At 68.4% G+C, this 24336-nt stretch carries 21 protein-coding genes; 7 read left to right on the forward strand and 14 right to left on the reverse strand.

What is annotated here, in order from left to right; genetic code table 11:
- Position 1: 1 nt before the first annotated feature.
- Positions 2 to 1261: an acyl-CoA dehydrogenase family protein gene (locus NWF34_RS02585; protein ID WP_258324167.1), complete on the reverse strand. Its 1260-nt coding sequence runs from the start codon at positions 1259 to 1261 to the stop codon at positions 2 to 4.
- A gap of 42 nt (positions 1262 to 1303) precedes the next feature.
- Between NWF34_RS02585 and NWF34_RS02590 the strand changes: the two genes are divergently transcribed.
- From NWF34_RS02590 to NWF34_RS02615, 6 genes are all read left to right on the forward strand, one after another.
- A complete protein-coding gene (locus NWF34_RS02590; RefSeq protein WP_258324168.1) occupies positions 1304 to 2887 on the forward strand; it encodes a FadD3 family acyl-CoA ligase in 1584 nt (527 codons plus the stop codon).
- Positions 2888 to 3067: 180 nt separating this feature from the next.
- On the forward strand, positions 3068 to 4537 hold the full coding sequence (locus NWF34_RS02595) for a class I adenylate-forming enzyme family protein (RefSeq protein ID WP_258324169.1): 1470 nt from the start codon (positions 3068 to 3070) through the stop codon (positions 4535 to 4537).
- 133 nt (positions 4538 to 4670) lie between these two features.
- Positions 4671 to 6476, forward strand: coding sequence for a DUF3556 domain-containing protein (locus tag NWF34_RS02600; RefSeq protein ID WP_258324170.1), 1806 nt, complete (start codon positions 4671 to 4673; stop codon positions 6474 to 6476).
- Positions 6473 to 7942 (forward strand): NAD(P)/FAD-dependent oxidoreductase, encoded by a 1470-nt coding sequence (locus NWF34_RS02605; protein WP_258324171.1) that lies wholly within the window; start codon positions 6473 to 6475, stop codon positions 7940 to 7942. Before NWF34_RS02600 ends, NWF34_RS02605 begins: the two co-directional genes overlap by 4 nt.
- Positions 7942 to 9219, forward strand: coding sequence for a CdaR family transcriptional regulator (locus NWF34_RS02610; RefSeq protein ID WP_006437754.1), 1278 nt, complete (start codon positions 7942 to 7944; stop codon positions 9217 to 9219). Before NWF34_RS02605 ends, NWF34_RS02610 begins: the two co-directional genes overlap by 1 nt.
- A gap of 141 nt (positions 9220 to 9360) precedes the next feature.
- Entirely contained in the window at positions 9361 to 10848 is a 1488-nt protein-coding gene (locus tag NWF34_RS02615) for an AAA family ATPase (RefSeq protein ID WP_258324172.1), read from the forward strand.
- 7 nt (positions 10849 to 10855) lie between these two features.
- Here NWF34_RS02615 and lysS read toward each other — a convergent pair whose 3' ends face one another.
- The 7 genes from lysS to NWF34_RS02650 all read right to left on the reverse strand — a co-directional run bounded on the left by lysS (position 10856) and on the right by NWF34_RS02650 (position 17999).
- Positions 10856 to 12418 carry a lysine--tRNA ligase gene (lysS, locus tag NWF34_RS02620; RefSeq protein ID WP_258324173.1) on the reverse strand — a complete coding sequence of 521 codons (1563 nt, stop codon included), beginning with the start codon at positions 12416 to 12418 and terminating at the stop codon, positions 10856 to 10858.
- A gap of 78 nt (positions 12419 to 12496) precedes the next feature.
- Positions 12497 to 12952, reverse strand: coding sequence for a rhodanese-like domain-containing protein (locus tag NWF34_RS02625; protein ID WP_258324174.1), 456 nt, complete (start codon positions 12950 to 12952; stop codon positions 12497 to 12499).
- A gap of 153 nt (positions 12953 to 13105) precedes the next feature.
- Positions 13106 to 14227, reverse strand: a complete 1122-nt coding sequence (locus NWF34_RS02630) for an FAD-dependent oxidoreductase (protein WP_258324175.1) — start codon at positions 14225 to 14227, stop codon at positions 13106 to 13108.
- 423 nt (positions 14228 to 14650) lie between these two features.
- Positions 14651 to 15454, reverse strand: a complete 804-nt coding sequence (locus tag NWF34_RS02635) for a type III pantothenate kinase (RefSeq protein WP_258324176.1) — start codon at positions 15452 to 15454, stop codon at positions 14651 to 14653.
- A 26-nt stretch (positions 15455 to 15480) separates the two neighbouring features.
- On the reverse strand, positions 15481 to 15921 hold the full coding sequence (gene panD, locus NWF34_RS02640; RefSeq protein WP_006437760.1) for an aspartate 1-decarboxylase: 441 nt from the start codon (positions 15919 to 15921) through the stop codon (positions 15481 to 15483).
- Positions 15922 to 15924: 3 nt separating this feature from the next.
- Complete coding sequence (panC, locus tag NWF34_RS02645) at positions 15925 to 16830, reverse strand: pantoate--beta-alanine ligase (protein WP_375295616.1); 906 nt, start codon at positions 16828 to 16830, stop codon at positions 15925 to 15927.
- 92 nt (positions 16831 to 16922) lie between these two features.
- Entirely contained in the window at positions 16923 to 17999 is a 1077-nt protein-coding gene (locus NWF34_RS02650; protein ID WP_258324178.1) for a Rossmann-like and DUF2520 domain-containing protein, read from the reverse strand.
- 303 nt (positions 18000 to 18302) lie between these two features.
- Here NWF34_RS02650 and NWF34_RS02655 point away from each other — a divergent pair, with 303 nt between their 5' ends.
- Complete coding sequence (locus tag NWF34_RS02655) at positions 18303 to 19745, forward strand: serine/threonine-protein kinase (protein WP_258324179.1); 1443 nt, start codon at positions 18303 to 18305, stop codon at positions 19743 to 19745.
- A 24-nt stretch (positions 19746 to 19769) separates the two neighbouring features.
- On the opposite strand, the gene NWF34_RS02660 is transcribed toward NWF34_RS02655, so the two are convergent.
- The 6 genes from NWF34_RS02660 to folP all read right to left on the reverse strand — a co-directional run bounded on the left by NWF34_RS02660 (position 19770) and on the right by folP (position 24331).
- Positions 19770 to 20546: a hypothetical protein gene (locus NWF34_RS02660; protein WP_258324180.1), complete on the reverse strand. Its 777-nt coding sequence runs from the start codon at positions 20544 to 20546 to the stop codon at positions 19770 to 19772.
- A gap of 161 nt (positions 20547 to 20707) precedes the next feature.
- Entirely contained in the window at positions 20708 to 21874 is a 1167-nt protein-coding gene (locus tag NWF34_RS02665) for a DUF6779 domain-containing protein (RefSeq protein ID WP_258324181.1), read from the reverse strand.
- A 142-nt stretch (positions 21875 to 22016) separates the two neighbouring features.
- On the reverse strand, positions 22017 to 22532 hold the full coding sequence (locus NWF34_RS02670; protein WP_258324182.1) for a DUF3180 domain-containing protein: 516 nt from the start codon (positions 22530 to 22532) through the stop codon (positions 22017 to 22019).
- Entirely contained in the window at positions 22529 to 23062 is a 534-nt protein-coding gene (gene folK, locus NWF34_RS02675) for a 2-amino-4-hydroxy-6-hydroxymethyldihydropteridine diphosphokinase (RefSeq protein ID WP_258324183.1), read from the reverse strand. Before folK ends, NWF34_RS02670 begins: the two co-directional genes overlap by 4 nt.
- Positions 23059 to 23430, reverse strand: coding sequence for a dihydroneopterin aldolase (gene folB / locus NWF34_RS02680; protein ID WP_006437768.1), 372 nt, complete (start codon positions 23428 to 23430; stop codon positions 23059 to 23061). The genes folK and folB overlap by 4 nt, the downstream gene beginning before the upstream one ends.
- The gene (gene folP, locus NWF34_RS02685) at positions 23423 to 24331 is read right to left on the reverse strand and encodes a dihydropteroate synthase (RefSeq protein WP_006437769.1); all 909 of its coding nucleotides are present in this window, start codon (positions 24329 to 24331) and stop codon (positions 23423 to 23425) included. The genes folB and folP overlap by 8 nt, the downstream gene beginning before the upstream one ends.
- Positions 24332 to 24336: the final 5 nt, after the last annotated feature.

Genomic DNA, 24336 nt, shown 5'->3' on the forward strand with positions numbered 1-24336 from the left:
GTCAGCGTGCCTCTCGGGGAAGGCCGAGCACACGCTCGGCGATGATGTTGCGCTGCACCTCGTTCGAGCCGCCGTAGATGGTGTCGGCGCGGGTGAAGAGGTAGAGCCGTTGCCATTCGTCGAGTTCGACGTGTTCGGGATCGGTGATGTCGTTGGGCTGTCCTTCCGCGGTCGCGTCGGGACCGATCAGTGCCGGCGCCCCGACGACATCCATCGCGAGTTCGCCGAGATCGCGATGCCAGTTGGCCCACAACAGCTTCGACACCGACGCGGCTCCGGCCTGACTGGTCACGTCGCCGTCGAGGGTCCGTTGGGCGTGTGCCCGCATGACTTTGAGCCCGATGTCGGCGCGCGCGAGCCGGGAGGAGAGTTCGGGGTCGTCGACCGCGCCGTTCGTGCGCGCGACCTCGGTCAGGTTCTCGAGCTCACGCGCGAACCCGACCTGCTGGCCCAGAGTGGACACACCGCGCTCGAACTGCAACAGACCCATGGCGACCTTCCAGCCGTCACCGGGTTCGCCGACGATCAGGTCCGCGTCGGTCACCGCGTCGTCGAAGAAGACCTCGTTGAATTCCGATGTGCCGGTGAGCTGTTGGATCGGGCGCACGGTGACGCCGGGCTGGTCGAGCGGGACCAGGAGGAAGCTCAGACCCGCATGTCGTGTCGACCCTTTCTCCGTCCGCGCTATCACGAACACCCACTGCGCGACATGCGCCAGCGAGGTCCACATCTTCTGGCCGTTGATGATCCACTTGCCGTCCTCGACACGGGCATTCGTCGAGACCCCGGCGAGGTCGGAGCCCGCGCCGGGTTCGGAGTAACCCTGCGACCACAGCTCGGTGACGTCGACGATGCCCGGCAGGAAGCGCTTCTTCTGCTCCTCCGTGCCGTACGCGATGAGCGTCGGACCGAGCAGCTCCTCGCCCAGATGGTTCACCCGGGCGGGCGCGTTGGCGCGGGCGTACTCGCGGTGGAAGATGATCCGCTGCTCCAGCGTCGCCCCGCGACCGCCGTGTTCGGGAGGCCAACCGATGCAGGTCCATCCGCCGGCAGCCAGGTGACGGTCCCATTCGAGGCGTTCGGCGAAGAACTCGTGCTCGCTGCCGGGTCCGCCGCGCCCCTTGAGGCCGTCGAACGTCCCGGTGAGGTTGTCCTCCAGCCAGGTGCGCACCGCCTTGGCGAACACCTCGGCGGAGTTCGGCGTGGCCTTGGCCCATTCGCCCAGGTCGACGGCACGATCGGCCAGATTGATCGAGGTCATGCGAGCTAGCATAACGCACCAAGCAAGTGCTAGGTTGGGGCCATGGCGCAGACGTCCCAGCTCGGGAAACTCTCCGCGATCACGACTCCGGCCGCGCTGGCACACGCCGCACACAGCTGGCCCGACCGTATCGCCCTCATCGACGACCAGTGGCACCTTTCGCCACAACCGCACGTCGAACTGACCTGGTCACAGCTGCGCGATGCGGCGCGCGACTTCGCGGCGGCGCTCGTGGCGTCGGGCATCGAGGCCGGCGATCGCGTGGCCCTCTGGTCACCGAACAGCTTCCACTGGCCGATCGCCGCACTCGGCATCCACTGCGCCGGAGCGACACTCGTGCCGTTGAACACGCGCTACACCGCGAATGAGGCGATCGAGATCATCGAACGTTCCGGCGCGAAGGGCGTCGTCGTGTCGGGACCGTTCCTCGCCGCCGACCACTGCACGGAACTGCTCGACAAGCACCGTGACGCGATGCCGGATCTGGTGGTGCGGGTGCCGTTCTCGGCGGGCGAAGCCGTACCCGACGGTGCCGTGGACTGGGACGACTTCCTGTCCCGGGCGACCCCGGATGCACGCGACGAGGCGGACCGTCGCGCGGCGGCCGTCTCCGAAGACGACATCTGCGACATCCTGTTCACCTCCGGCACCACCGGGAAGTCCAAGGGAGTGTTGGCAACTCACCGTCAGACGATGACCGGGTCACACGGGTGGGGTGCCAACGCGGCCCTCTCCCCCGACGACCGTTATCTCATGGCCAACCCGTACTTCCACACGTTCGGGTACAAGGCCGGCATCCTGCCGTGCGTGCTGTTCGGCGTGACGATGGTGCCCCTGGCCGTGTACTCGCCGGAGAAGTCGATGCAGATGGTGGCCGAACACCGCATCACCGTCTTCCCCGGCGCACCGACCATCTTCCAGACGATCCTCGACGACCCGAAACGTTCCGACCACGACCTGTCGTCGCTGCGCATCGTCATCACCGGCGCGGCGATCGTGCCGGTGGTGCTCGTCGAACGTCTGCAGCACGACATCGGCGTCGACACAGTCATCACCGCCTACGGGCTGACCGAGGCCAGCGGCTTCGTGTCCACGTGCACCCCCGACGACGATGACGAAACCGTCGCCAACACCTGCGGTCGAGCCTTCCCCGGCATGGAGATCACACTGTCCGACGCCGGCGAGGTCCTCGCGCGCGGCGAGATGGTGATGGTCGGATACCTCGATGACCCCGAGGCGACCGCCGAGACGATCGACGCCGACGGCTGGCTGCACACCGGCGACATCGGGACCATCGATGCCCGCGGCAACCTCAAGATCACCGACCGTCTCAAGGACATGTACATCTCCGGCGGCTTCAACGTGTATCCGGCCGAGATCGAGCAGACACTCGCACGGCTCGACGGGGTCACCGAATCTGCGGTGATCGGCGTACCCGACGAGCGTCTCGGCGAGGTCGGGCGCGCATACCTCACCGTTCGCGAGGGCGCCGACCTCGACGAGGCGACGGTCATCGACTACGCCAAAGAGCATCTGGCGAATTTCAAGGTCCCGCGGTCGGTGGTCTTCGTCGACCAGTTCCCGCGCAACGCTTCGGGCAAGATCCTCAAGCGCAACCTCACCTAGCCGTTTTATGGCTCGAAACCGCGCTGAGCGCGGCTTCGAGCTATAAAACGGCCGCGGGCGTGTTTGTGCATTTTGGCCAACACCCCGTCGGAACTTCGTTGCGAGAGGACGTGGGATAGATCACAGCGGGCGGCTTAGTGTCGGTCATCACACACCGACCGACCGTCCGAAAGGGCATCGATGCCTGACCTCGCGTACCTCCCCTGGCACCTCGCCGAGCAGCACGGTTCTGCGCCCGCACTCGCCGACGAGCGCACCGAGCTCTCCTTCACCGAGTTCGACGCCCGATCCGCCGCGCTGGCCGCCCAACTCCGTGGACTCGGACTCGGCCGCGGTGACGTGCTTGCGATCAAGCTCCCCAACCGGGTCGAGCTGGTCGTGGCGATCGCCGCCGCGTGGCGCCTGGGCGCCGCCGCCACGCCGATCAACCCGGCATTCACCGACACCGAAGCCGACCATCAGGTCAGCGACTCCGGTGCTCGGCTGATCATCAGCGTCGACGGTTCGTCCCCCACCTCGGGCGTCGCCGGCCTGGCGGTCGACGAACTGGCCACCGAACTCCCCGACGGAGAGGGCCCACTCGCGCCCGCACCGGTCGCCGGCGCCGACACCGCGCTGCTGATCTACACCAGCGGCTCCACCGGACGTCCCAAGGGCGTGCAGATCACCCATGCCAACGTCGACGCGATGAGCGCGGCGATGGCCGAGCACTTCGGCCTGACCGCCGACGACCATTGCATGCTGATCCTCCCGCTGTTCCACGCGAACGCACTCATGGTGTCCACCTTCGCCCCGTTGCGCGCCGGTGCCCGTCTCACCATCCGCACCGGATTCTCGGCGTCGCGCTTCTTCGACGACGTGGAAACCCTTCGGCCCACCTATTTCTCGGCCGTGCCGACGATCTTCGCGGTGCTGACCGCGATGCCCCCCGAGGTGCGGCCCGACACCTCGTCGCTCCGCTTCGCGATCTGCGGCGCTGCACCGGTCAGCCGAGAACTGCTCGACGCATGCCAGACCCGCTACGGTCTGCGCCTCGTCGAGGGCTACGGCCTGACCGAGGGCACCTGCGCGTCGGCCTGCAACCCGGTGGACGGAGTGCGCAAACTCGGCACCGTCGGGCCGGCCCTTCCTAGACAACGGATCCGGATCGTCGACGCCGACGGACACGACGTCCCCACCGGCGAGACCGGCGAGGTCATCATCTCGGGACCGACCGTGATGGCGGGCTACCTGAACAATCCCGAGGCCACCGCCGAAACCATCCGTGACGGCTGGCTGCACACCGGCGACATCGGGCGCCTCGACGCCGACGGCTACCTACAGATCGTCGACCGCATCAAGGACATGATCATCCGTGGCGGAGAGAACCTGTACCCCAAGGAGATCGAGTCCACCATCGCGCAACTGCCGGGTGTGCTCGAGTCCGCGGTGGTCGGTCGCCCGCACGAGGTGCTGGGAGAGGAACCCGTCGCCTACGTGGTGCGGTACCCGGACTCGCAACTCACCGCCGACGACGTCCTCGCGCACTGCGCCGGTCACCTCACCCGGGTGAAGGTGCCTGCCGAGGTCACCATCCTCGACGAGCTGCCGAAGAATCCGGTCGGCAAGATCGACAAGCCCTCGCTGCGCCGCGGCCTCGCGGTGACCTGACCGACCGAGCCCCCAACGCACCCCGGCACCGCACCACGCCGGCGTGCCGGTAGGTCCTGCCCACCGCGAGGCCCCCCCCCCGAGCCTCCGAGAAGAGCCCCCTCCACCCGATCCCTCAAGAAAGAGAGCGACAATGGGTTTCAACACCGCCGACATGCCGCCGGTCGATCCGGCGAAGTTCGGATCTTTACCCTTCATGGAACGCATGCGCCTGCTCGCAACCCACTGGTGCGAGTACGGCTTCGGCAGCCCCAAGAAGCTGCACATGCTCTACGTCTACAAACTGATCTTCTTCACGGTTGTCGGCCTGCTGCTGGTCGGCCTGACCACCCCGGCGCTCGGCGGCTTCGGCGAGATCGGCTCGTGGTGGACCGAGCCGATCGTCTACGTGAAGCTGATGGCGTGGACCACGCTGTTCGAGGTCCTGGGCCTCGCCTCGTCGTCGGGACCGCTGGCGTTCAAGTTCTCGCCGTTCATCGGCGGTTGCCTGTACTGGTTGCGCCCCAAGACGATTCGTGTTCCACCATGGCCGGGCAAGGTGCCCTTCACCGCCGGTGACACCCGTCAGCTGTGGGACGTGGCGGTCTACGGCCTCATCCTGCTCAATCTGGCGTTCCTGGTCTGCTTCCCGGGACAGGTCACCGACCGCGTTCCCGGCAGTGAGGCCGGCCTGCCCCCGCAGTGGGCGATGTTCAGCTACATCGGGCTGATCGTGCTCATGGGCCTGCGCGACAAGACGGTCTTCCTGGCCGCCCGCTCGGAGCAGTACCTCGCCGCACTCCTGATCTTCGCCTCGGCCGGTTCCGTGGTCGACATGATCATCGCGGCCAAGATCTTCATCTTCGCGAGCTGGTTCGGTGCCGGCATCTCCAAGCTCGGCCGCCACTTCACCCTGGTCGTCGCGCCGATGGTGTCGAACACCCCGTGGATCACCTCACGGCGTCTGAAGCGATCGCTGTACCGCAACTTCCCGGAGGACATCCGTGCCTCCAAGGTCACCAGCTCGATCGCCCACATCCTGGGCACCATCGTCGAGCTCGCGTTGCCGCTGATCCTGCTGTTCTCGACCAACACCACGCTCACGCTGCTCGCCCTGATCGGCATGACCGGGTTCCACATCTTCATCATCTCCACCTTCCCGCTGGCGGTGCCGCTGGAGTGGAACGTCTTCTTCATCTTCTCGGCGTGGTTCCTCTTCTGGGGTCACCCGGCCGGTGAGGGCTGGGCGGTCACCGACATGAGCACCGGCTGGCTGATCGCCGCCATCGTGATGGCCGCGTTCTTCCCGATCCTCGGCAACCTGCGTCCGGACCTCGTCTCCTTCCTCCCGTCGATGCGGCAGTACGCCGGCAACTGGGCGTCGGCGACCTGGGCGTTCCGTGGACGTGAGGTGGAGGACAAGCTCAACCAGCATCTCGTCAAGTCCAACCTGAACCAGATCGACCAGCTCACTGCGGCATTCGGCAATGAGGTTGCGGAGATCTTCATGCAGAAAGCGGTGGCCTGGCGCACCATGCACAGCCAGGGGCGAGCGCTGATCTCGCTGATGATGCGCCACACCGACGAACTCGACAACTACGTGATCCGTGAGGCCGAGTTCGTGTGCACCACCCTGATCGGCTGGCAGTTCGGCGACGCACACCTGCACAACGAGCAGACCATCGCCGCGGTGCAGCGACGCTGCAACTTCGCACCTGGCGAGGTGATCGTGACCTGGACCGAGTCCCAGCCGATCCACCGCAACTACATCGAGTACAAGGTGATCGACGCGGCGATCGGCGTGGTGGAACGCGGCACCTATGTGGTCGCCGACGCCACCGAGGAACTGCCGTGGCTGCCCAACGGGCCGATCAAGCACACCGTCACCTGGACGCGCCCCGGATATGTTGCGCCATCGGACGGTTCGCAGTACGTGCAGCAGTCTAGGGTGAATGCATGAGTCGTGGAGTAGTGGTCGGCAGCGGGCCCAACGGACTCGCTGCCGCCATCACCCTCGCCGCCGCCGGTTTCGAGGTCACCGTCCTCGAGGCCGCGGCGGTACCCGGCGGTGGAACCAGGTCGGCCGAGGTCACCGTCCCCGGCCTGGTGCACGACGAATGTTCGGGCTTCCACCCACTCGCCCTGGACAACGCGTTCAGCAGGCGCTTCGACCTCGCTGCACACGGATTGCGCTGGGCCGCTCCGCCTATGCAGTACGCCCACCCGCTCGACGGTGGTGACGGTGCAGCGGCGTATCGCTCGGTGGACGAGACCGCCGACCAGTTCGGTGACTCCGCCCGTCGGTACCGGCAGCTCTTCGGCTCGATCACCGGCAAGTTCGATCGCATCGCCGGGGAGTTCCTCCAGCCCATGCTCCACGTACCGCGGGACCCGTTCCCGCTGGCGCAGTTCGGGATTCCGGCGGCTCTGCCGGCCACCTGGGTTGCCCGGTGGTTGCGCGACGAGCGGGCCGCGGCACTGTGGACGGGAGTGGCGGCGCACGCCTTCCATCCACTCACCACACCGCTGTCGTCGGCGATCGGCGTCGCCCTGGGCACCGCCGCACATCGCTACGGATGGCCCGTCGCGGTCGGCGGGTCGGCGACGATCAGCCGTGCGATGATCGCACTCCTGGAATCGCTGGGCGGAACGGTGGTCACCGACACCACCGTCACCTCACTCGACCAGCTCGACTCCCCCGACGTCGTCCTCCTCGACACCTCCCCGCAGGCGGCGGCCGGCATCCTCTCCGGCAAGCAGCCAGAGCGCGTGGCGCGTGCCTACCGCCGGTACCGGCACGGGCCGGCGGCATTCCAGGTGGCATTCGCCGTCGAGGACGGCATCCCGTGGAGCTATGAACCGGCACGCCGGGCCGGGACCATCCATGTCGCCGGGAGTTCCTCCGAAGTCGTGGCCGCCGAACGCGACACCTGGTCGGGGCGGATGCCGTCGAAACCCTTCCTCTTGGTCGGGCAGCAGTATCTGGCCGATCCGGACCGCGCAGCGGGCAACCTTGTCCCGGTGGATGCCTACGCCCATGTGCCTGCCGGATTCACCGGTGACGCAAGGCAACTCGTCGTCGATCAGATCGAACGATTCGCCCCCGGCTTCACCCGGCGCATTCGCGCATCGCATGTGCGCGCAACCGCCACGATCGCCGCCGACAACGCCAATTACGTGGGTGGCGACATCACCACCGGCGCCAACTCCGCGCGCCAGTTGATCTTTCGTCCGCGAGTCGCGTTCGACCCCTACTCGACCGGCGTCGACGGCGTCTACCTGTGTTCGGCGGCGACGCCACCGGGGGCCGGTGCACACGGCCTGTGCGGGTTCCATGCCGCTACCTCGGCCCTGAAGAAGCTCGAACGCGGTGGCGGCCCACAGGCGTCGACGCAACAGGCTTCGACCCAACAGGGTTCGTCCTGATGAGCAACGGCGCTCTCGGACGCCGGCTGGTCTCCCCCGATTCACCCGACGCGGCGGAGATCATCCGGTTGTCCACCATCGTCGGCGAGCGGCTCGCCGCGCGCAGCGATGAACTGAGCGAGTCGATGACCACGGCGATCGAGAACGGCCTCGAGGAGCTCAACGACCCCGACCTTCTCGAGTTGTTGCGAGCGAGCGTCGCCGCCAACATCGCGACGATCCTGCACATGATCCGCAACAACATCCCGCTCGATCAGGCGCCACCGGTCACCGCAGCGACCGAGTATGCCGATCGGTTGGGACAGCGGGGCATCCCCGCCTCGTCGCTGCGGCGGGCCTACCACTTCGGTTCCGATGACCTGCTGGCCAATGTGTTCGAGGAGGTGAGAGAGCTCGACACCTCTCCCGAACTGCGGCTGCGGGTGCTGCACCACTTCTCCGGCTGGCTACACAAGTACGTCGACTGGATCACCCGTGTGGTTCTCGATGTACACGAGGAGGGCCGCCGGTACTCGGTCGAACAGAACGCGACTGTGGTGTCGACGATGGTGCGGCGGGCGCTGCAGGGCGACCTCACGAGCACGGACGAGTTCACCGTCAGGACCGGCTATCCGCTGACGCGCACCCATCTCGCGGCCACCCTGTGGATCGACCGGGCCAACCCGGGCACCGACAACACCGCACTGCTGGAGTCCCTGGCGCACGACGTCGCAACCACTCTCGGCTCCAGAGCACCCCTTTTCACCTCGGTGGACCGCAGCACCGCGTGGGTCTGGTACCCCGTGGCCGACGCCGATCCCGAGGTGGTCCGACCGGTGCTGTCCGTGGTGCCGGGCGCACGGATGGCCTTCGGCTCCCCGGCACCCGGACTCGAGGGATTCCGGGAGAGTCACCAGCAGGCCGAGAGTGTCAAGCATGTGGCGGCGGTGTCGACGAATCAGGCGATGACAGTGGTGGGGCACGGCTCGGGCGGCATGTCGATCATCGCGATGCTCGCTCGCGACCTGCCCGGCACACGACGCTGGGTGCGCGATGTCCTCGGACCGCTCGCCGCCGACACCGAGGCCGCCGAGCGACTGCGCGACACCGCCCGGGTGTTCCTCGACTGCGGCAACAGCTACGTCGCGACGGCCGAGGCCCTCAACATGCACCGCAACACCGTGAAGTACCGGCTCGGACGAGTCGTCGAGGAGTTGGGTCACCCGATCGGCGAGCGTCGCCTCGACACCGAACTGGCCCTGCACACCGCACACGTCCTCGGTGCGGCGGTGCTGTGAGCGCGCGATCGGTCCCATGACTGCCTGACCACCCCGTGCGATCGGCAAGCCGCTGTGGTCGGATGGACGGGTGGCGACGACTCACGACAGAGCACCGATGACGATCACGGTCGGGTCCGCACGTCCGGCGGCGGTCCGGCCATGACCCTGATCGGCACCGATCCGACCACCGAATTCCTCACCCGGGCAGGCATTCTGGATCCCGATCTGCCGACCACCCGAATCGTCACGCACGGCGCGGTGGTGTTCCTCAACGGTGATCGTGCATGGAAGATGAAGCGGCCGGTGCGTTATCGCTACCTCGATTTCTCCACCCCGGAATTCCGGCACGACGCACTCGACGCCGAACTGCGCCTCAACCGGCGCATCGCCCCCGGCGTCTACCTCGGACTGCACAAGGTGGACGACGCAGACGGCAACAGCGATTGGGTGCTGGAGATGCGTCGTTTCGACGACGACGCGCTGCTGTCCACCCGGGCCGAGCGCGGCGATCTCGACGACGCCCTACTGCGACGACTGGCGGAGCTCACCGTAGAACTGCACGCGGCGTCGGAGATCTGCCCCGACCCGCACGGTGCCGCGCGCATCCAGGAGGTCGTCGATGGAAACCTGGGGAGCATGTCGGCGTTTCCGGAGATCCTCGATCCCTCGCGAGCGAGGTTGCTGACCGATCGCCTGACCGCGATGATCAGCGCTCACTCCGATCTGCTCGACACCAGGGCCCGCGCCGGTCGGGTCCGGCACGGTCACGGTGACCTGCATCTGGGCAACATCGCGGTGATCGACGGCGAACCGTTGCCTTTCGACTGTCTCGAGTTCGACGCCGACATGGCCACCACCGACGTGCTCTACGACGTCGCGTTCCTCGTCATGGACCTGTGGGCACGAGACCTGCGGCACGAGGCCAACGTGGTGGTCAACAACTACCTCGACCTCTCTCCTGCGGACGAGGACGGCTATTCGCTGATGCCGATCTTCCTCTCGGTGCGTGCGACGGTGCGCGCTCATGTCGCCGCCGCCGAAGGGTCCGTCAGCAGGGCCCACGACTACCTCGACCTCGCCCTGGCAGTCGTCGATCCGGCGTCGGCACGGCTGGTCGCGATCGGCGGTGGATCAGGCACCGGGAAGTCGACCGTGGCCCGCGTCATCGGAGCGGAGTTCGTCCCGGCACCGGGCACTCGCATTCTGCGCAGCGATGTGCTGCGCAAGCGCCTGGCCGGGGTGCCGGAGCACACCCGGCTCCCGGCAGCCGGCTATACCGTCGAGATGGGTTCCCGGGTGTATGGAGAGCTGTGCCGACTGGCTGATCAGACGCTGGGTGGCGGGATGAGTGTGATCGCCGACGCGGTGTTCGGCCGTGCCGTACAGCGCGACGCGATCGCCGGCGTCGCCGAGACACTTGCTGTCCCGTTCACCGGCATCTGGCTCGAACTCGACGAGGCCGAACGCATCGCGCGCATCGAGGCGCGCGGCGCCGACGCGTCGGATGCCGATGCGTCGGTGGCACGACGACAGACCCAGTCGCTGGAGACCCCAGGGGCCGAATGGGTGCACGTCGACGCCGGCGCCGGGGTTCTCGATCGAGTGCGGCACGCACTCGGCCTGCCCGGGTCCGCCGGCACCCGATAGCGTCCGGTCAGCCGCGAGGGAGCGGCTTGACCAGGGGGAACAGGACGGTCTCGCGGATTCCGAGACCGGTCAGCGCCATCAGCAGACGGTCGACGCCCATGCCGGTTCCGGTGGTCGGGGGCATGCCGTACTCCATCGCCGTGAGGAATTCCTCGTCCAGGACCATGGCCTCGTCATCACCGGCGGCGGCGAGTCGTGCCTGGTCGACGAAGCGCTCGCGCTGGATCACCGGGTCGACGAGCTCGGAGTAGCCGGTGGCCAGCTCGAACCCGCGGACGTAGAGATCCCACTTCTCCACTACGCCGGTCACCGACCGGTGCGCGCGGACGAGCGGCGAGGTCTCGACCGGGAAGTCGCGGACGAAGACCGGCCGGGTCTGCTTCTCGCCGACCATGTGCTCCCACAGTTCCTCGACGAGCTTGCCGTGGCCGTAGCCCTTGCCCTTGGGGACCTCCAGGCCGACACGATCAGCGATCGCCAGCAGTTGGTCGACGGTGGTCTCCCCGGGCGCACCGGCGGGCACGATCTCCTCGCCGAGCGCTTCCGACAGCGACGGGTACATCTCGAGGGAGGTCCACTCGCCGGACAGGTCGTACGTCGAACCGTCGGGCATGATCGGGGTCTGGGTACCCAGGGCGGCCTGCGCAACCTCCTGCACCAGCTCACGGGTCATGACCGCGGAGTCGTCGTAGGTGCCGTAGGCCTGATAGGTCTCGAGCATCGCGAACTCGGGCGAGTGGGTGGAGTCGGCGCCTTCGTTGCGGAAGTTGCGGTTGATCTCGAAGACGCGCTCGATGCCGCCGACGACGCAGCGCTTGAGGAACAGCTCCGGCGCGATCCGCAGGAAGAGGTCCATGTCGAAGGCATTGGAGTGCGTCACGAACGGACGCGCCGCGGCACCGCCGTGCAGGGTCTGCAGCATCGGGGTCTCGACCTCGAGGAACCCTCGACGCCCCAGCGCCGCACGGAGTTCGGCGATCACCTGGATGCGGGTCCGGGCGTTGTCACGGGCCTCCGGACGCATGATGAGGTCGACGTAGCGCTGCCGCACACGGGTTTCCTCGTTCATCTCCTTGTGGGCAACCGGCAACGGCCGCAACGACTTCGACGCCATCTGCCAACCATCGGCCATCACCGACAGCTCGCCGGTGCGAGAGCTGATGACCTCACCGGAGATGAAGACGATGTCGCCGAGGTCGACGTCGGACTTCCAGCGGGCCAGCGATTCCTCGCCGACGCCGTTGAAGCTGACCATCGCCTGGAGTTGGGTGCCGTCCCCCTCCTGGAGGGTCGCGAAGCACAGCTTGCCCTTGTTCCGCAGGAAGATGACGCGCCCGGAGACACCGACGTGCTGGCCGGTCTCGCTGCCGGCCTCGAGGTCGGGGTAGGCGGCGCGGATCTCGCCGAGAGAGTGGGTGCGCGGAATCGAGACCGGGTATGCCTCGCGGCCCTCGGACAGAATGCGCTCGCGCTTCTCGCGGCGGATTCGCAACTGCTCGGGAGTCTGGTCGTCGGTGTCCGGGGTCTTCTCGGCTGCGGCGGAAGCGGCGGTGGTCGGGCTGTCACTCACCCCACGCACCCTATCGGTGCCGGTCACCGACTCCCAACTCGCCGCAGCCGCTGTGACAGCGGTGACAGACCCGGCGGTTCAGCTCTCGTGCGCGGAGATGACGGCGAGTTCGTCTGCGCGGATGCGACCGTTGACCTTGGCCTGGCGCATCCGGCGATGCCCGCCGACGACGAACACCGCACCGTGGATGCCCCGCGCCTGCAGGTGCCAGGCCAGCCACTCGGCCTCGTGGCCGTCCTCGCTGACGAGGATCCAGCGGGAATCGGTGCGCGCCGCGGTCAGCGACTCGGGGGTCCCGGGGGTGAGCCGGTCGAGGACCTCGACGGCGTCGATGGCGAGTGCGCCGAACAGTGCACCGTCGACCTGGCGTCGGCGATGCGAGCGGACGTCCACGGGTGTCGCACCCTCGGCGACGGCCTCCGCATAGTCGCCGACCTGCAGCGACAGGGGTGCAGCCGGCGCCGGAGCGACGATGGGCGCGGTCGCGGCGAAGGTGGTGCGGGAAAGAACAGGGGTAGCAACCGAAGCGGTCATGAGAGGGAGTCCTCGGGTGATCGAAAACGAGCGGGGAGCGCGAAGGAGGGCAGCCGCAGATGCGGTACTAGCCCTGACAACACTCCTGACAGCTCTTGATCACGGCGACGAGTATGCCACAGTTGTGCGCGTGGCAACAGACTCGAGTGACGACTACCGCACCGGTGGTTGCCAATCCTGAATGCGCCGCAGCCGACGGTCGAGTGCCGCATCGGGGGCCGCCCGCAGGGCCAGCTCGCGCAGGCGGACCGCGGGTCCCGACCGCCACTGACCGACCTGTCCGATCGCCGACGCCTGGCGAGCGATGCGGCGGGTGCGACGCCGTCGTAGACGGTCGTAGGTTCGCAGGGCCTCGTCGACGCCTGCTCCGCCCTGCCCGAGCAGCGCGGCCAGGGTCGCCGCGTCCTCCATGGCCTGGTTCGCCCCCTGGCCGAGGTTCGGGGTCATTGCGTGCGCGGCGTCGCCCACGAGCACGCGCCGACCCCGGACGAAGGTGGACAACGGACGCGCCAGTTCTTCGATGGGCAGCACTCCGACGTCCGCCGGATCGGTCGCGTCGAGGATCTCCCCGATCGGTGCATGCCACCCAGAGAACCGTTGCCGCACTTCGTCGATACCACCCGGCTCGCCACTCCGCCCGTAGGTGACGGACGCGAACCAGTAGACGTGTCCGTCCGGCAGCGGGGCTATGCCGAACCGCTGACCGCGTCCCATCGTCTCGCCCGCCCCGTCGAGGTGGACGGGCCGTGCGGTGACGGCTCGCCACGCGACATATCCGCGGTAGGCCACACCCGGGTCGTCGGCGACCGCGGGCCGTACCCGACTCCGCAGACCGTCGGCTCCGACGACCAGGTCACAGCTGTCGATCGACGTGCCGTCCTCGAGCCGGACCGACCCGTCACGAACCTCACGCACCGCGGTTCCGGTCCGGATCTCCACGCCCGACCCGAGCCGGCCGAGAAGCGCCTCGTGGAGATCGCCGCGGCGCACCACCCGGAGTTGCTCGATCGCCGACGGGTCGAAGCGGGTGAGCCAACGTCCGTCGGCGCGACGTGTTCCGTTCACGGTGGGTGAAACCCCGACGGCGTCGGGAACGGCCGCCCGGAGGCCGAGCGATTCGAGCGCGCGGAGCCCGTTGCCGAACAGGCTGAGTCCCGAACCTCCCCCACGAACCTCCGCCGACCGCTCGAGCAGCGTGACCTCCGCGCCCAGCTCCGACAATCCGGCAGCAGTGCACAGTCCCGCAATGCCTGCACCGACGATGACGACCTTCATCCCAGACCTCTCCACACGGAGAAGAATGACGGGTCGAACATCTCTCCGCCCGCGATTTCTTGGTCGATGTCGCGTGCGACCTCGATCAGGGTGCCGTGAACTGGGCTGTGGGTGTGGATGCCGCACAGTGGGTCGGGTGGGAGTGACTTCGCGTCCACCTCAGCGGCTTTCGAGGGCACCATGCCCTTCGTGGGTGCTCACGGGGACGAGTTCCTCAGCCGATTGCCGCACGTCATGAACGGCTTGGCGAAGCCGGCTCACCTCACCCTCGGAGACCGCGTCAGCGGGAAAGAAGTGAGGTCGCATGCGACATCGCTTCGGCGCGCACCGGACCGGAGTACCCCGACGGACCGCTGGTGTGGAGTCCTTCCGGATCAGGCAGCGAGGGATGCGCTCCCTCGGCTCAGCAACGAGGGGTGCGGGCTACTTGCCCCGACGAGGGTTGGCCTTGGACCGCTCATGCACCAGCCGCAACCCCTCGAGGGTGAGGTGCGGGTGGTGGTCGGTGAGCGACCGGCATTCGTCGAACATCAGCGGGGCCAGGTAGCCGGTGGCGACCACGGTGACGTCGTCGCCGTCGAAGCCGGGCACGGTGTCGCAGACGCGATCGACGAGCGCGTCGACCTGGCCGGCGAATCCGTAGAGGATGCCCGACTGCAGGGCCTCGACCGTGTTCTTGCCGAGCACGCTGCGTGGCGGCATCAACTCGACCTTGCGCACGGTAACGGTGTGCTCGGAGAGCGCCTCGACCGCCAGGTTCACGCCGGGCGCGATGGCGCCGCCGAGGAATTCACCCTTCGCCGACACCGCGTCGACGACGGTCGCGGTCCCGAAGGCCACGACGATGCAGGGGCCGCCGTATTCGTGATGCGCGGCAAGGCAGTTGGAGACGCGGTCGGTGCCGACCTCCTTCGGGTTGTCGACGAGCAGCGGCACACCGGTCCGCACGCCGGGTTCGAGCAGGACGTGCGGGCCGTCGCCGAAGTAACGGGGCAGCATGACCCGCAGCTCGCGCAGCAACGACGGCACCGTCGACAGGGCACTGACCCCGGTGACCTGCTCGATGTCCGAGCCGAGCATGCCGCGGAAGACCCAGGCGAGTTCGTCGGCGGTGTAGTTCGGGTCGGTGTGGATACGCCAATCGCGCACCAATCGCGCGTGATCCCCTGCTCCGGCGTGGACGCCGAGGTGGATGTTGGTGTTGCCGACGTCGACGGTGAGCAGCATCGATGGCTCCGGGTCGCTCGTCGGTGTCAGACCGCGGAGTCGGCGAAGACCGGGCCGTCGAACTGCCGCGGGTCGAGCAGACCCGAACCCTCCGGAGCATGAGCCGGGTCGTCACCGGATTCGAGGATGCGGTTGTGGTCGTCGACGAAGACGACCTGCGGCGCATAGGCCTCCAGTTCGGCCTCGTTCAGCATGCCGTAGGCGATGATGATGACGAGATCCCCGGGGTGAACGAGATGTGCTGCGGCGCCGTTGATCCCGATGACACCGCTGCCGCGCTCCCCGGCGATCGCGTAGGTCACCAGCCGGGAACCGTTGTCGATGTCGACGATGGTGACCTGTTCACCCTCGAGCAGACCCGCGGCATCGAGCAGATCCTGGTCGATCGTCACCGACCCCACATAGTGCAGATCCGCCTGGGTCACGGTGGCGCGGTGGATCTTCGAGGTCATCATGGTGCGCAGCATGGGTCAGTGTCCCCCTGTGTCGGTCGTGGATGTGGTTGCGGGTCCGGAGAGTTCTTCTTCGAGTGCGGCGAGGCCTCCGACGTTCACGCCGACATTGTCGATGAGGCGGGCGGGTCCGAGGCGCGCGGCGACGAGCAGCCGGGCGGCCCCCTTCTCCGGGGCGTCCTCCAGTGCGCGGCCGCGGAGGGCCAGGTATTCGACGTCGATCTCGGGCACGGTGTCGAGCACCGCCTGCGCCGCCGTGACGATCGCGTCCCGGCCGCCCTCGGCGGAATGCGCCCCGGCCACCAGCGCGGCCGACAACGTCGTGGCCAGCTCCCGCTGCTCCGGGCTGAGGTAGCGGTTGCGCGAGGACATCGCCAGCCCGTCGGATTCACGGACCGTCGGGACCCCGACGATCTCGACGTCGAGATCGAGGTCGGTGACCATCTGCTTGATCAGCACGAGCTGCTGATAATCCTTCTCGCCGAAGTAGGCGGCATTGGGTCCGACGATGTTGAGCAGCTTGAGGACAACTGTCAGCATCCCGGCGAAGTGCGTCGGGCGGGAGATGCCGTCGAGGATTGCACCGGCCCCGCCGGGGTGCACCGTGGTCCGCTGACCGTTGGGGTACATCGACGCAGCGTTCGGCGCGAAGACCAGTTCGACGCCGAGCGGCTCGAGCAGCGCGAGGTCGGCGTCGAGGGTGCGTGGGTACGCGTCGAGGTCCTCGTTCGCACCGAACTGAAGCGGGTTGACGAAGATCGAGACCACGACGATCGTGTTGCCCTTGGCCTTCGCCGCGCGCACGAGCTGGAGGTGTCCGGCGTGCAGCGCTCCCATGGTCGGGACCAGCACCACCCGCTTGCCCGCGGCGCGCAGCGTTCTGGTCACCCGGGTCAGGGTCGCCGGTTCACGGTGCACGGTCATCTGACCGGCCTTGTAGGTCGGCGTCTCATCGGGCGGGACACTCACAGCATCTCCTCTGATAGGCGGTGTCGGGTCGGTGACCTCGGTGCGGATCATCGCCCCTCCAGGAGGTCGAGAAGTGCGGCCGGCGCGTCGGTGCGCGCCGCGGCGCGACGAGCCATCGTGCGGTAGGCCTCGGCGATCCCGCGTTCGCCGGAGCCGCCGGGGACGGCGCGGAGCGCGGCGAGGTGCCGTCGAACGGCGGCGGCGTCGCCGCGTGCCACCGGACCGGTGAGCGCCGACGGTCCGAGTTCGAGCACGTTGCTCAACGACGCGGTGACCAGCGGGGTGAGGATGCGTTCGGCGAGCCGCGCGCCGCTCCCGTCGACGGTCGCAACGTCGCGACCGGAATGGTCGATCGCGGCGTTCAGCGCGGCCACCGCGTCGGAGATCAGCGCGATCAGGTGGTTCGCACCGTGCGCGAGCGCCGCGTGGTAGAGCATGCGGTCGGCTTCGGCGATCCGCACCGGTTCCCCGCCCATCTCCAGGACGAGCGACGACGCGATGGCCTCCCCGACGGGGTCGGCGGCGGTCACCGCGAAGCAGGCGTTGGTCAGGCGCGCGGTGTCCTCCGCGGTGCCGACGAAGGTCATCGCCGGGTGCAGGGCCAGGCCGAGCGCCCCACGCGAGGTCACCGGCGCGAGGATGTCCACCCCCTGGGCACCGGCGGTGTGCGCGACGATCGTGCCGGGGCGCAGCGAACCCGACGCCGCGATCTCGTCGATCACCGCGCTCAACTGGGCATCGGGCACGCTGACCAGCAGCAGTTCCGATCGGGCGACGACGGCGCCGAGGTCGAGGATCTCGGAGTCCGGAAGGCGCTGCGCTGCTCGAGCGCGCGACTCCGCGGACCGGGCGACGACCGCGCCGACGACGTGACCGGCCTTCTCCAGGGCCTCGCCCAGTGCGGTCCCGACGCGTCCGGCGGAGACGATGCCGACGGTGAGGCGGGCGGGTGCGGGCAGATTGGACGTCCCGGGAAAAGGATCGGGGTGAACCGGATACGGGCGATCGCCGAAAGCGTCCTCGGCAGAGTTGCCGAGCGAATGCCCGGCATGACTGCCGGAAGCGTCGTCGCCGCCGGCCTGCCGTGCGAACGGCACGCCGGGATCACCGATCGGTGAGGTCACCGCTGTCCTCCGTGGTTCGTTCCAGTCCCGTCGTCGCCGGATTCCGCGGGGAGAAGCCTTACTCCTCAGCGGCGTCGGCACGGGTACCAGACGTTGCAGAGCCAGGGTAGGACTCTCACCGCGGTCCGAGCCAGCTGTGTGACAGGTGTCACCCGGCATGACGGTCCTCCACCGGTGTCGCGCGGCGGCCTCGCCGGCGTCCGACGCTCGACTTACCCCGCTGTGACCTGGCCCGAACCGGCGTACTCTGAGGCCGTCCGAGGCGTGTCATCGCTCCAACGCCCGACCTCAGGGAGTCCGCAGATGAGCCTGGAAGCGGGTACTCAGTTCGCCGGTTACACGATTATGCGCAAGATCGGTGCCGGCGGCATGGGCGCGGTCTACCTCGCGCAGCACCCCCGGCTCCCGCGCCTCGACGTCATCAAGGTCCTTGCCGAACACGTGTCCAACGACCCGACGTTCCGTGCCCGCTTCACCCGCGAAGCCGACCTGGCCGCGCAGCTCGACCACCCGTGCATCGTGAGCGTCTACGACCGCGGTGAGGTCGACGGTCGGCTGTGGATCTCCATGCAGTACGTGGCCGGGACCGATGCGGCGGCTCTCGTCAAGGCGTCCCCCGGAGGTCTCCCCCTCGACGACGTCGCGGCGGTGAGCGATTCGATCGGCGCCGCCCTCGACCATGCGCACCGACACGGCCTTCTGCACCGCGACGTGAAACCCGCCAACATCCTCATCAGCGCAACCGAATCCGACTCCGGAGACTCCCAGGAGCGTCGTATTCGACTGGCCGACTTCGGGATCGCACGCCAGACCGACGGGGGAACCTCGCTGACCTCGGCCAATCTGGTGCTCGGTTCGTTCCCCTACTCCTCACCGGAACAACTGTCGGCGGAGACGCTCGACGCCCGCAGCGATGTCTATTCGCTCGCGTGCAGCATCTTCGAATTGCTCACCGGCACTGTGCCGTTCACCGGACGGACGCCGATGATGATGATCCACCATCACCTCACGACACCGCCACCGGACGTCTCGTCCCTGCGTTCCGGCCTCCCGCCGGCAGTGTCCGAGGCGGTGCGCCACGGGCTCGCCAAGAACCCCGCGGACCGGCCACCCTCGGCGGGCGCCTTCGCCGCGGAGTTCCGGTATGCGGTCGACACCACCGGCCTCTTCCCCGCCCCCGCCGGGCGCCTCGGTGCAGCAATCCCGTCCCGCGCCCACACGTTAGGGAGCACTCCGGTTCCGCCGCAGACCCAGACGATGCGGAACCGAGGCACCTCGCCTCCGACCGAGGCCGCGATGGTGCGCACCACCGCGGTACCGATCACTCGACCATCGGATCCCGCCCCCGCCGAGACCGGACAGGTGCCCTCGTCCTCCTCACACGGTCACGGGTTCCCCGCGGCGACGGCCTATTCGGAACTCCCGGGGCAGACGGCCCCCGGCCCCGCCCTCGAGTCGACGATGATCCGGGCCTCCGGCGACCTCGTGGTGATCGACCCTCGTCCGACCGGGGCGGAGGCGGCGCGACTCACGACGGCGTCGCTGGCCTGCGGAATCGCTGCGGTGCCGCTCAGCCTCGTCGGCGGCTTCGGCCTTCCGGTGGGCGTCGCGGGCTGGTATCTCGCCGGACGTGGCCGTGCCTCGTCGGCGGCGCGACTGGCACAGACATTGTCCGTTCTGGGGATGCTGCTGAGTCTCGCGTTCCTCGGCTTCGTCATCGGCCGGGCGATCGCCCTGCAATTCTGACGAACCCGCTCGTCGTACGCGAGGTCACCGCTCGTCGTACGTCGTCGGCTCCGGCCGTCCCTGACGCGACAGCGCACCGAACACCGCGTCGACGATCCACAGCGTCACCACACCGGCGATGATGTCGACGGAATCGTCGAACGGCGACCGGAAACGCGGCGAGAAGGGGTCGAGGACCCTGGCCGCGGGCACACCCAGCAGGTGGCCGGTGCCGTCCACTATTGCGTCCACCGGATTCGCGGCCCACCCCGCGTAGGCGTTGACGGCGAGCAATGCGATGACCGGAATCGCGAGCACCCACCAGAACTGTCGGCGACGTGCGACCGACCACGCGACGATCAGCAACACGACCCACGCCGGCATGTGATCGGAACAGAAATTGAGAATCCCGTAGTCTCCCGACCTCACCAGGACCGGGATCTGACCGCCCCAGAAACCCAATGCTCCGATCGCCCCGATGGGGACCGCGAACGCCGCGCGGACGACACTCCGTGACCAGAACACGAGCACCAGGACCATGTAGACGGGCATCAACGCCGTGAGCACCCAGATCAGGATCAGACTCGTCGCGGGCCCGTTGGCGACGTAGTCCGCGTAGTACTCGGGGAACGGGGTCTCGTTGAGCGGGTCGAAGGTGAACAGCCACAACACCATCGGCCACCAGGCGAGGACCGGCAGGAACAGCGAGGCACTCACCAGCGATCGTTTGACCGCCGTGCCGCGATCGGTGTGGCGGACGGGCGCAAGAGCGGCGGCCCGGTCGACCAGACCGGGCGTACCGCCTGCCAGAGCGCCACTCATTTCCGCATTCTAGGGCGATCGTCCAACTTCGAGGAACCGAATTCGCACCCATGTCACAGAAGTGATCCGACCGGATGACGAAACTGATACGAATCCCGTGAATCGTCTGCCACGGCCAGGTTCTGACGAGCAGAAATCCGTCGTATCGGCGTCGTCTGGCGTCAGCTGTCGCGGCGCCGGCGGCCGCCGCTCGAACCGGTCTGCTGCCGCAGCTGACTGAGCAGCTCCGAGACCGGGAGGCCGGCCGAATGAGCCGACTCGGAGTCCTCGTCGGCACCGCGTCGGCGTCGACCACCGCCGTACGCCGCGGCCGGGCGTCCGGCACTCCCCTCGTGCCGACCGCCGGCAGCGAGGAACGCGGGAGGTTCGACGTCGGAAGCCGCCGACGCTTCCTCCGCCGGAGCCGGAGTCGGCTCGCGAGACCCGGCCTCGGGCCCGATGCTCGCACCGGTCGCCCACTCGTCGGTCGGCGTCTCGTCGGTGTAGGCGCCCGACTCGGCGGCACCGTGCGCGTCGTCGACGACCTCCGCATCGGACACCTCCTCGGCGACGGAGGTGTCGGCTGCCGGGGCCTCGTCGGTGTACGCGGTGTACGGCGCCGAACCGGCGGGATGCTGGTCGACCTCCTCGACGGGGACCTCGGTGGCGATGCGACCGGAGATCGGCTCGTCGGTGACGACCGGTATGACCTCCGTCATCTCGTTCGGATCGACCGACTCGGTGTGCCGGCCGTCGTCGGCAGTCGGCGCGGTGGCCGCGAAGTCGCGGGCGGCGAGCAGACCGTCGTCGTCGTAGGCCGAGCTGTAGGGCGGGACGCCGCCGAAGGAACCCGCGTGGGTCCCGGACAATCCGGAGGCGAGCTCACGCATCTTCTCACTCGACAGCGCGGCACGCTGATCCGGAAGCGGTTCTCCGAGAAGCATTTCGAGACTCGAACGCAGGGCAAGCACCTGAGCCTTCAGCTCGGAGAGTTCCTCGTTGGACTCGGCGGTGACCTCCTTGCGGATGGTCGTCTCGACGTCGAGCTCGTACTGACGTCGCGCCGCGATCTCACGCTCGAGCTGCAGTTCGTAGACCAGCCGTAGGTCTCGGCTCTTCGCTTCCGCGCTCTCGGCCTGACGCCGGAACTTGGTCACCAGGATGGCGCCGATGACCGCCGCCCACAGCGCCGCGATGACCGCCAGCGAACCGAGAATCGACAGGCGGTCGGTGAAGACCATCAGCACGCTGGCCGCCAGAGCCAGCACGATCAGCAGACCGAGCAGCCACTGCGCCGCCGACCGACTGGAGCGTCGCGAGTCGGCAGAACGGCCGTTCGAGGTCGTCATGATCGTGAACTTACCCGCTGTGAGTACATTCAGAGGCCAAGCGGGTACGGAGTTTCTCATATCGGCGACGTGTTATGTCGCCCATGATCGGTCCACTCGGCGACATCCGCTCCCGACCCACGCCATTCGCACGGAGCCGATGTCACGAATCGCCGACGGCGGGCGGATCGTCGGGAGCCCGGCAGCAGTACTCGAGCCACATCGCCGCGCACACCAACAGCACGCCGCCGATCAAGCCCACGATCGCGCCGGGACGATCGTGGTCGGCGGCCGCCACATCCTGTTGGCCGAGGAGGAAGGCCAGCAGACCGGTCCACACCCCGACGGCGATCGCCCCGAGAATGGCAGATGCCTTGGCCAGGGCCAGCACTCGTGCCGCGGTCAGCGGATGAAGCTGTCCACGGGCACGACCCACGTCGCGGGACTCCACCCGGGACCGCACGACGAACGCGATGACGACCTCGAGCGCGGCGAGCACATACAGCACGATCCCGGCCAGCAGGGGCAGCGGCGGGAAGTCGTTGTAGTTGTACCGCACCAGAATCCACGCGGCGACGGCGGTGACCACGGCGATGACGACGAGGTCGCGGAGGCGGGTGGGACCGAGGCCGGTCTCCTCGTCGTCCTTCCCGGGGCGGTGCGGGTCGGGCCGGGTCATGACGTGCCACCCCCGACCGGGCCATCGGTGAGCCGGTGAACGGCACGGACCGCGTCCCGCTCGTCGGGATCGAGCGCATCGATCAGGTCACGCACCGGTCGCTCGCCGTCAGGTGTCCACAACGTGGCCTCCGGTTCGATCTCCAGCCACGGGATGAGCACGAACGCGCGCTCTGCGGCCCGCGGATGCGGAAGTGTCAGGACCGGGTCGTCGTCGACGACGACGCGTCCGGTGTCCGACACCGAGATGACGTCGACATCGAGGGTTCGCGGTCCCCAGCGGACCTCACGGGTTCGGTCCGCGGCCTGCTCCAGACCGGCACCCCGGTCGAGCCATTGCCGCGCGCTCAGCGGGCCGTCGACGATGAGCGTGATGTTGAGGAAGTCGTCCTGTTCGACCCCACCCCAGGGCGGCGTGGCGTACACCGCGGACACCGCGACGAGTTCGTCGGCGAAGCTCTCGACCACCGACCGCAGATGGCCCAGCGAATCACCGACATTGGAGCCGGCCGAGAGCACCGCGCGACTCATCGCATGCCCTTCCGGGAACGGCGGGTCACCACCGCGACGTCGTCGAAGGTCAGCGGGATCGGCGCCGACGGCTTGTGCACGGTGACCTCGCACGCGGAGATGCGCTCGTCGGCCATGATCGTCTCGGCGACCTCCGCACCGACCGTCTCGATGAGATCGCGCGGCTCGCCCCCGACGATCGCGGCGACCTGCTGGGCCAGTGCACCGTAGTCGACGGTCTCGGCGAGATCGTCGGTGTCCGCGGCGGCACGCAGATCGAGCCAGAGGGTGACATCGATGAAGAAGTCCTGGCCATCGGCGCGTTCGTGATCGAAGACCCCGTGGTTGCCCCGGACCTTCAGTCCGCGTAGTTCGATCCGGTCAGCCATGCGATCCTCCTGCCGGGAACGTGGTCCGTGAGCCACCCGCACGCCAGGCCTCGGCGACGGTGACGGCGTCGTAGCTGCTCGCCACATCGTGGACGCGGACACCCCAGGCCCCCGCCGCCGCGGTCAGCGCCGAGATCGACGCGGTCGCGACGTCGCGTCCCGCGGGCGGTCGGTCGACGCCGTCGCGACCGAGCAGGGTGCCGAGGAACCGCTTACGGGAGGCGCCGACGAGGACCGGGAAGCCCAGTCCGACGAAAGTCGGCAGCGCATGCAGCAGCGCCCAGTTGTGCTCGGCGGTCTTGGCGAACCCGAGTCCGGGATCGAGGATGAGGCGGTCCGGGTCGACACCCGCCGAGACCGCGGCGTCGACCTGCGCCAGCAGCTCGCCGCTCACCTCGGCGACCACGTCGCGGTATCCGCCGACGTCACCGCTGCGATGGGTGAACCGGCGATCCGAACTCTCGCCCGCGGGCCGCCAGTGCATCAGGACCCATGGCAGCCCGGCGTCGGCGACCACCCGTGCCATGTCGGCGTCGGCGCGTCCGCCCGAGACGTCGTTGATGATCGCGGCGCCGGCCTCGATGGCGGCGGACGCGACGTCGGCCCGCATGGTGTCGACCGAGACCGTGGCGCCGTGCGACGCGAGGGCGGCGATGACCGGGGCGACACGTTGCGCCTCGAGAGCGGGTTCGACGCGCACGGCGCCCGGACGCGTGGATTCGCCGCCGACGTCGATGAGGTCGGCACCCTGCTCGATCAGTTGGAGCCCGTGCGCGACCGCCGCATCGGTGTCGAGATAGCGGCCGCCGTCGGAGAAGGAATCGGCCGTGACGTTCAGGACGCCCATCACCAGCGTGCGGTGGTTCCCACCGCCGACCGGGACCGCGCTTGACGAAGTCATCCGAT

Origin of the sequence: Gordonia sp. GONU, assembly GCF_024733855.1 — a bacterium.
Lineage (GTDB): Bacteria > Actinomycetota > Actinomycetes > Mycobacteriales > Mycobacteriaceae > Gordonia > Gordonia amicalis.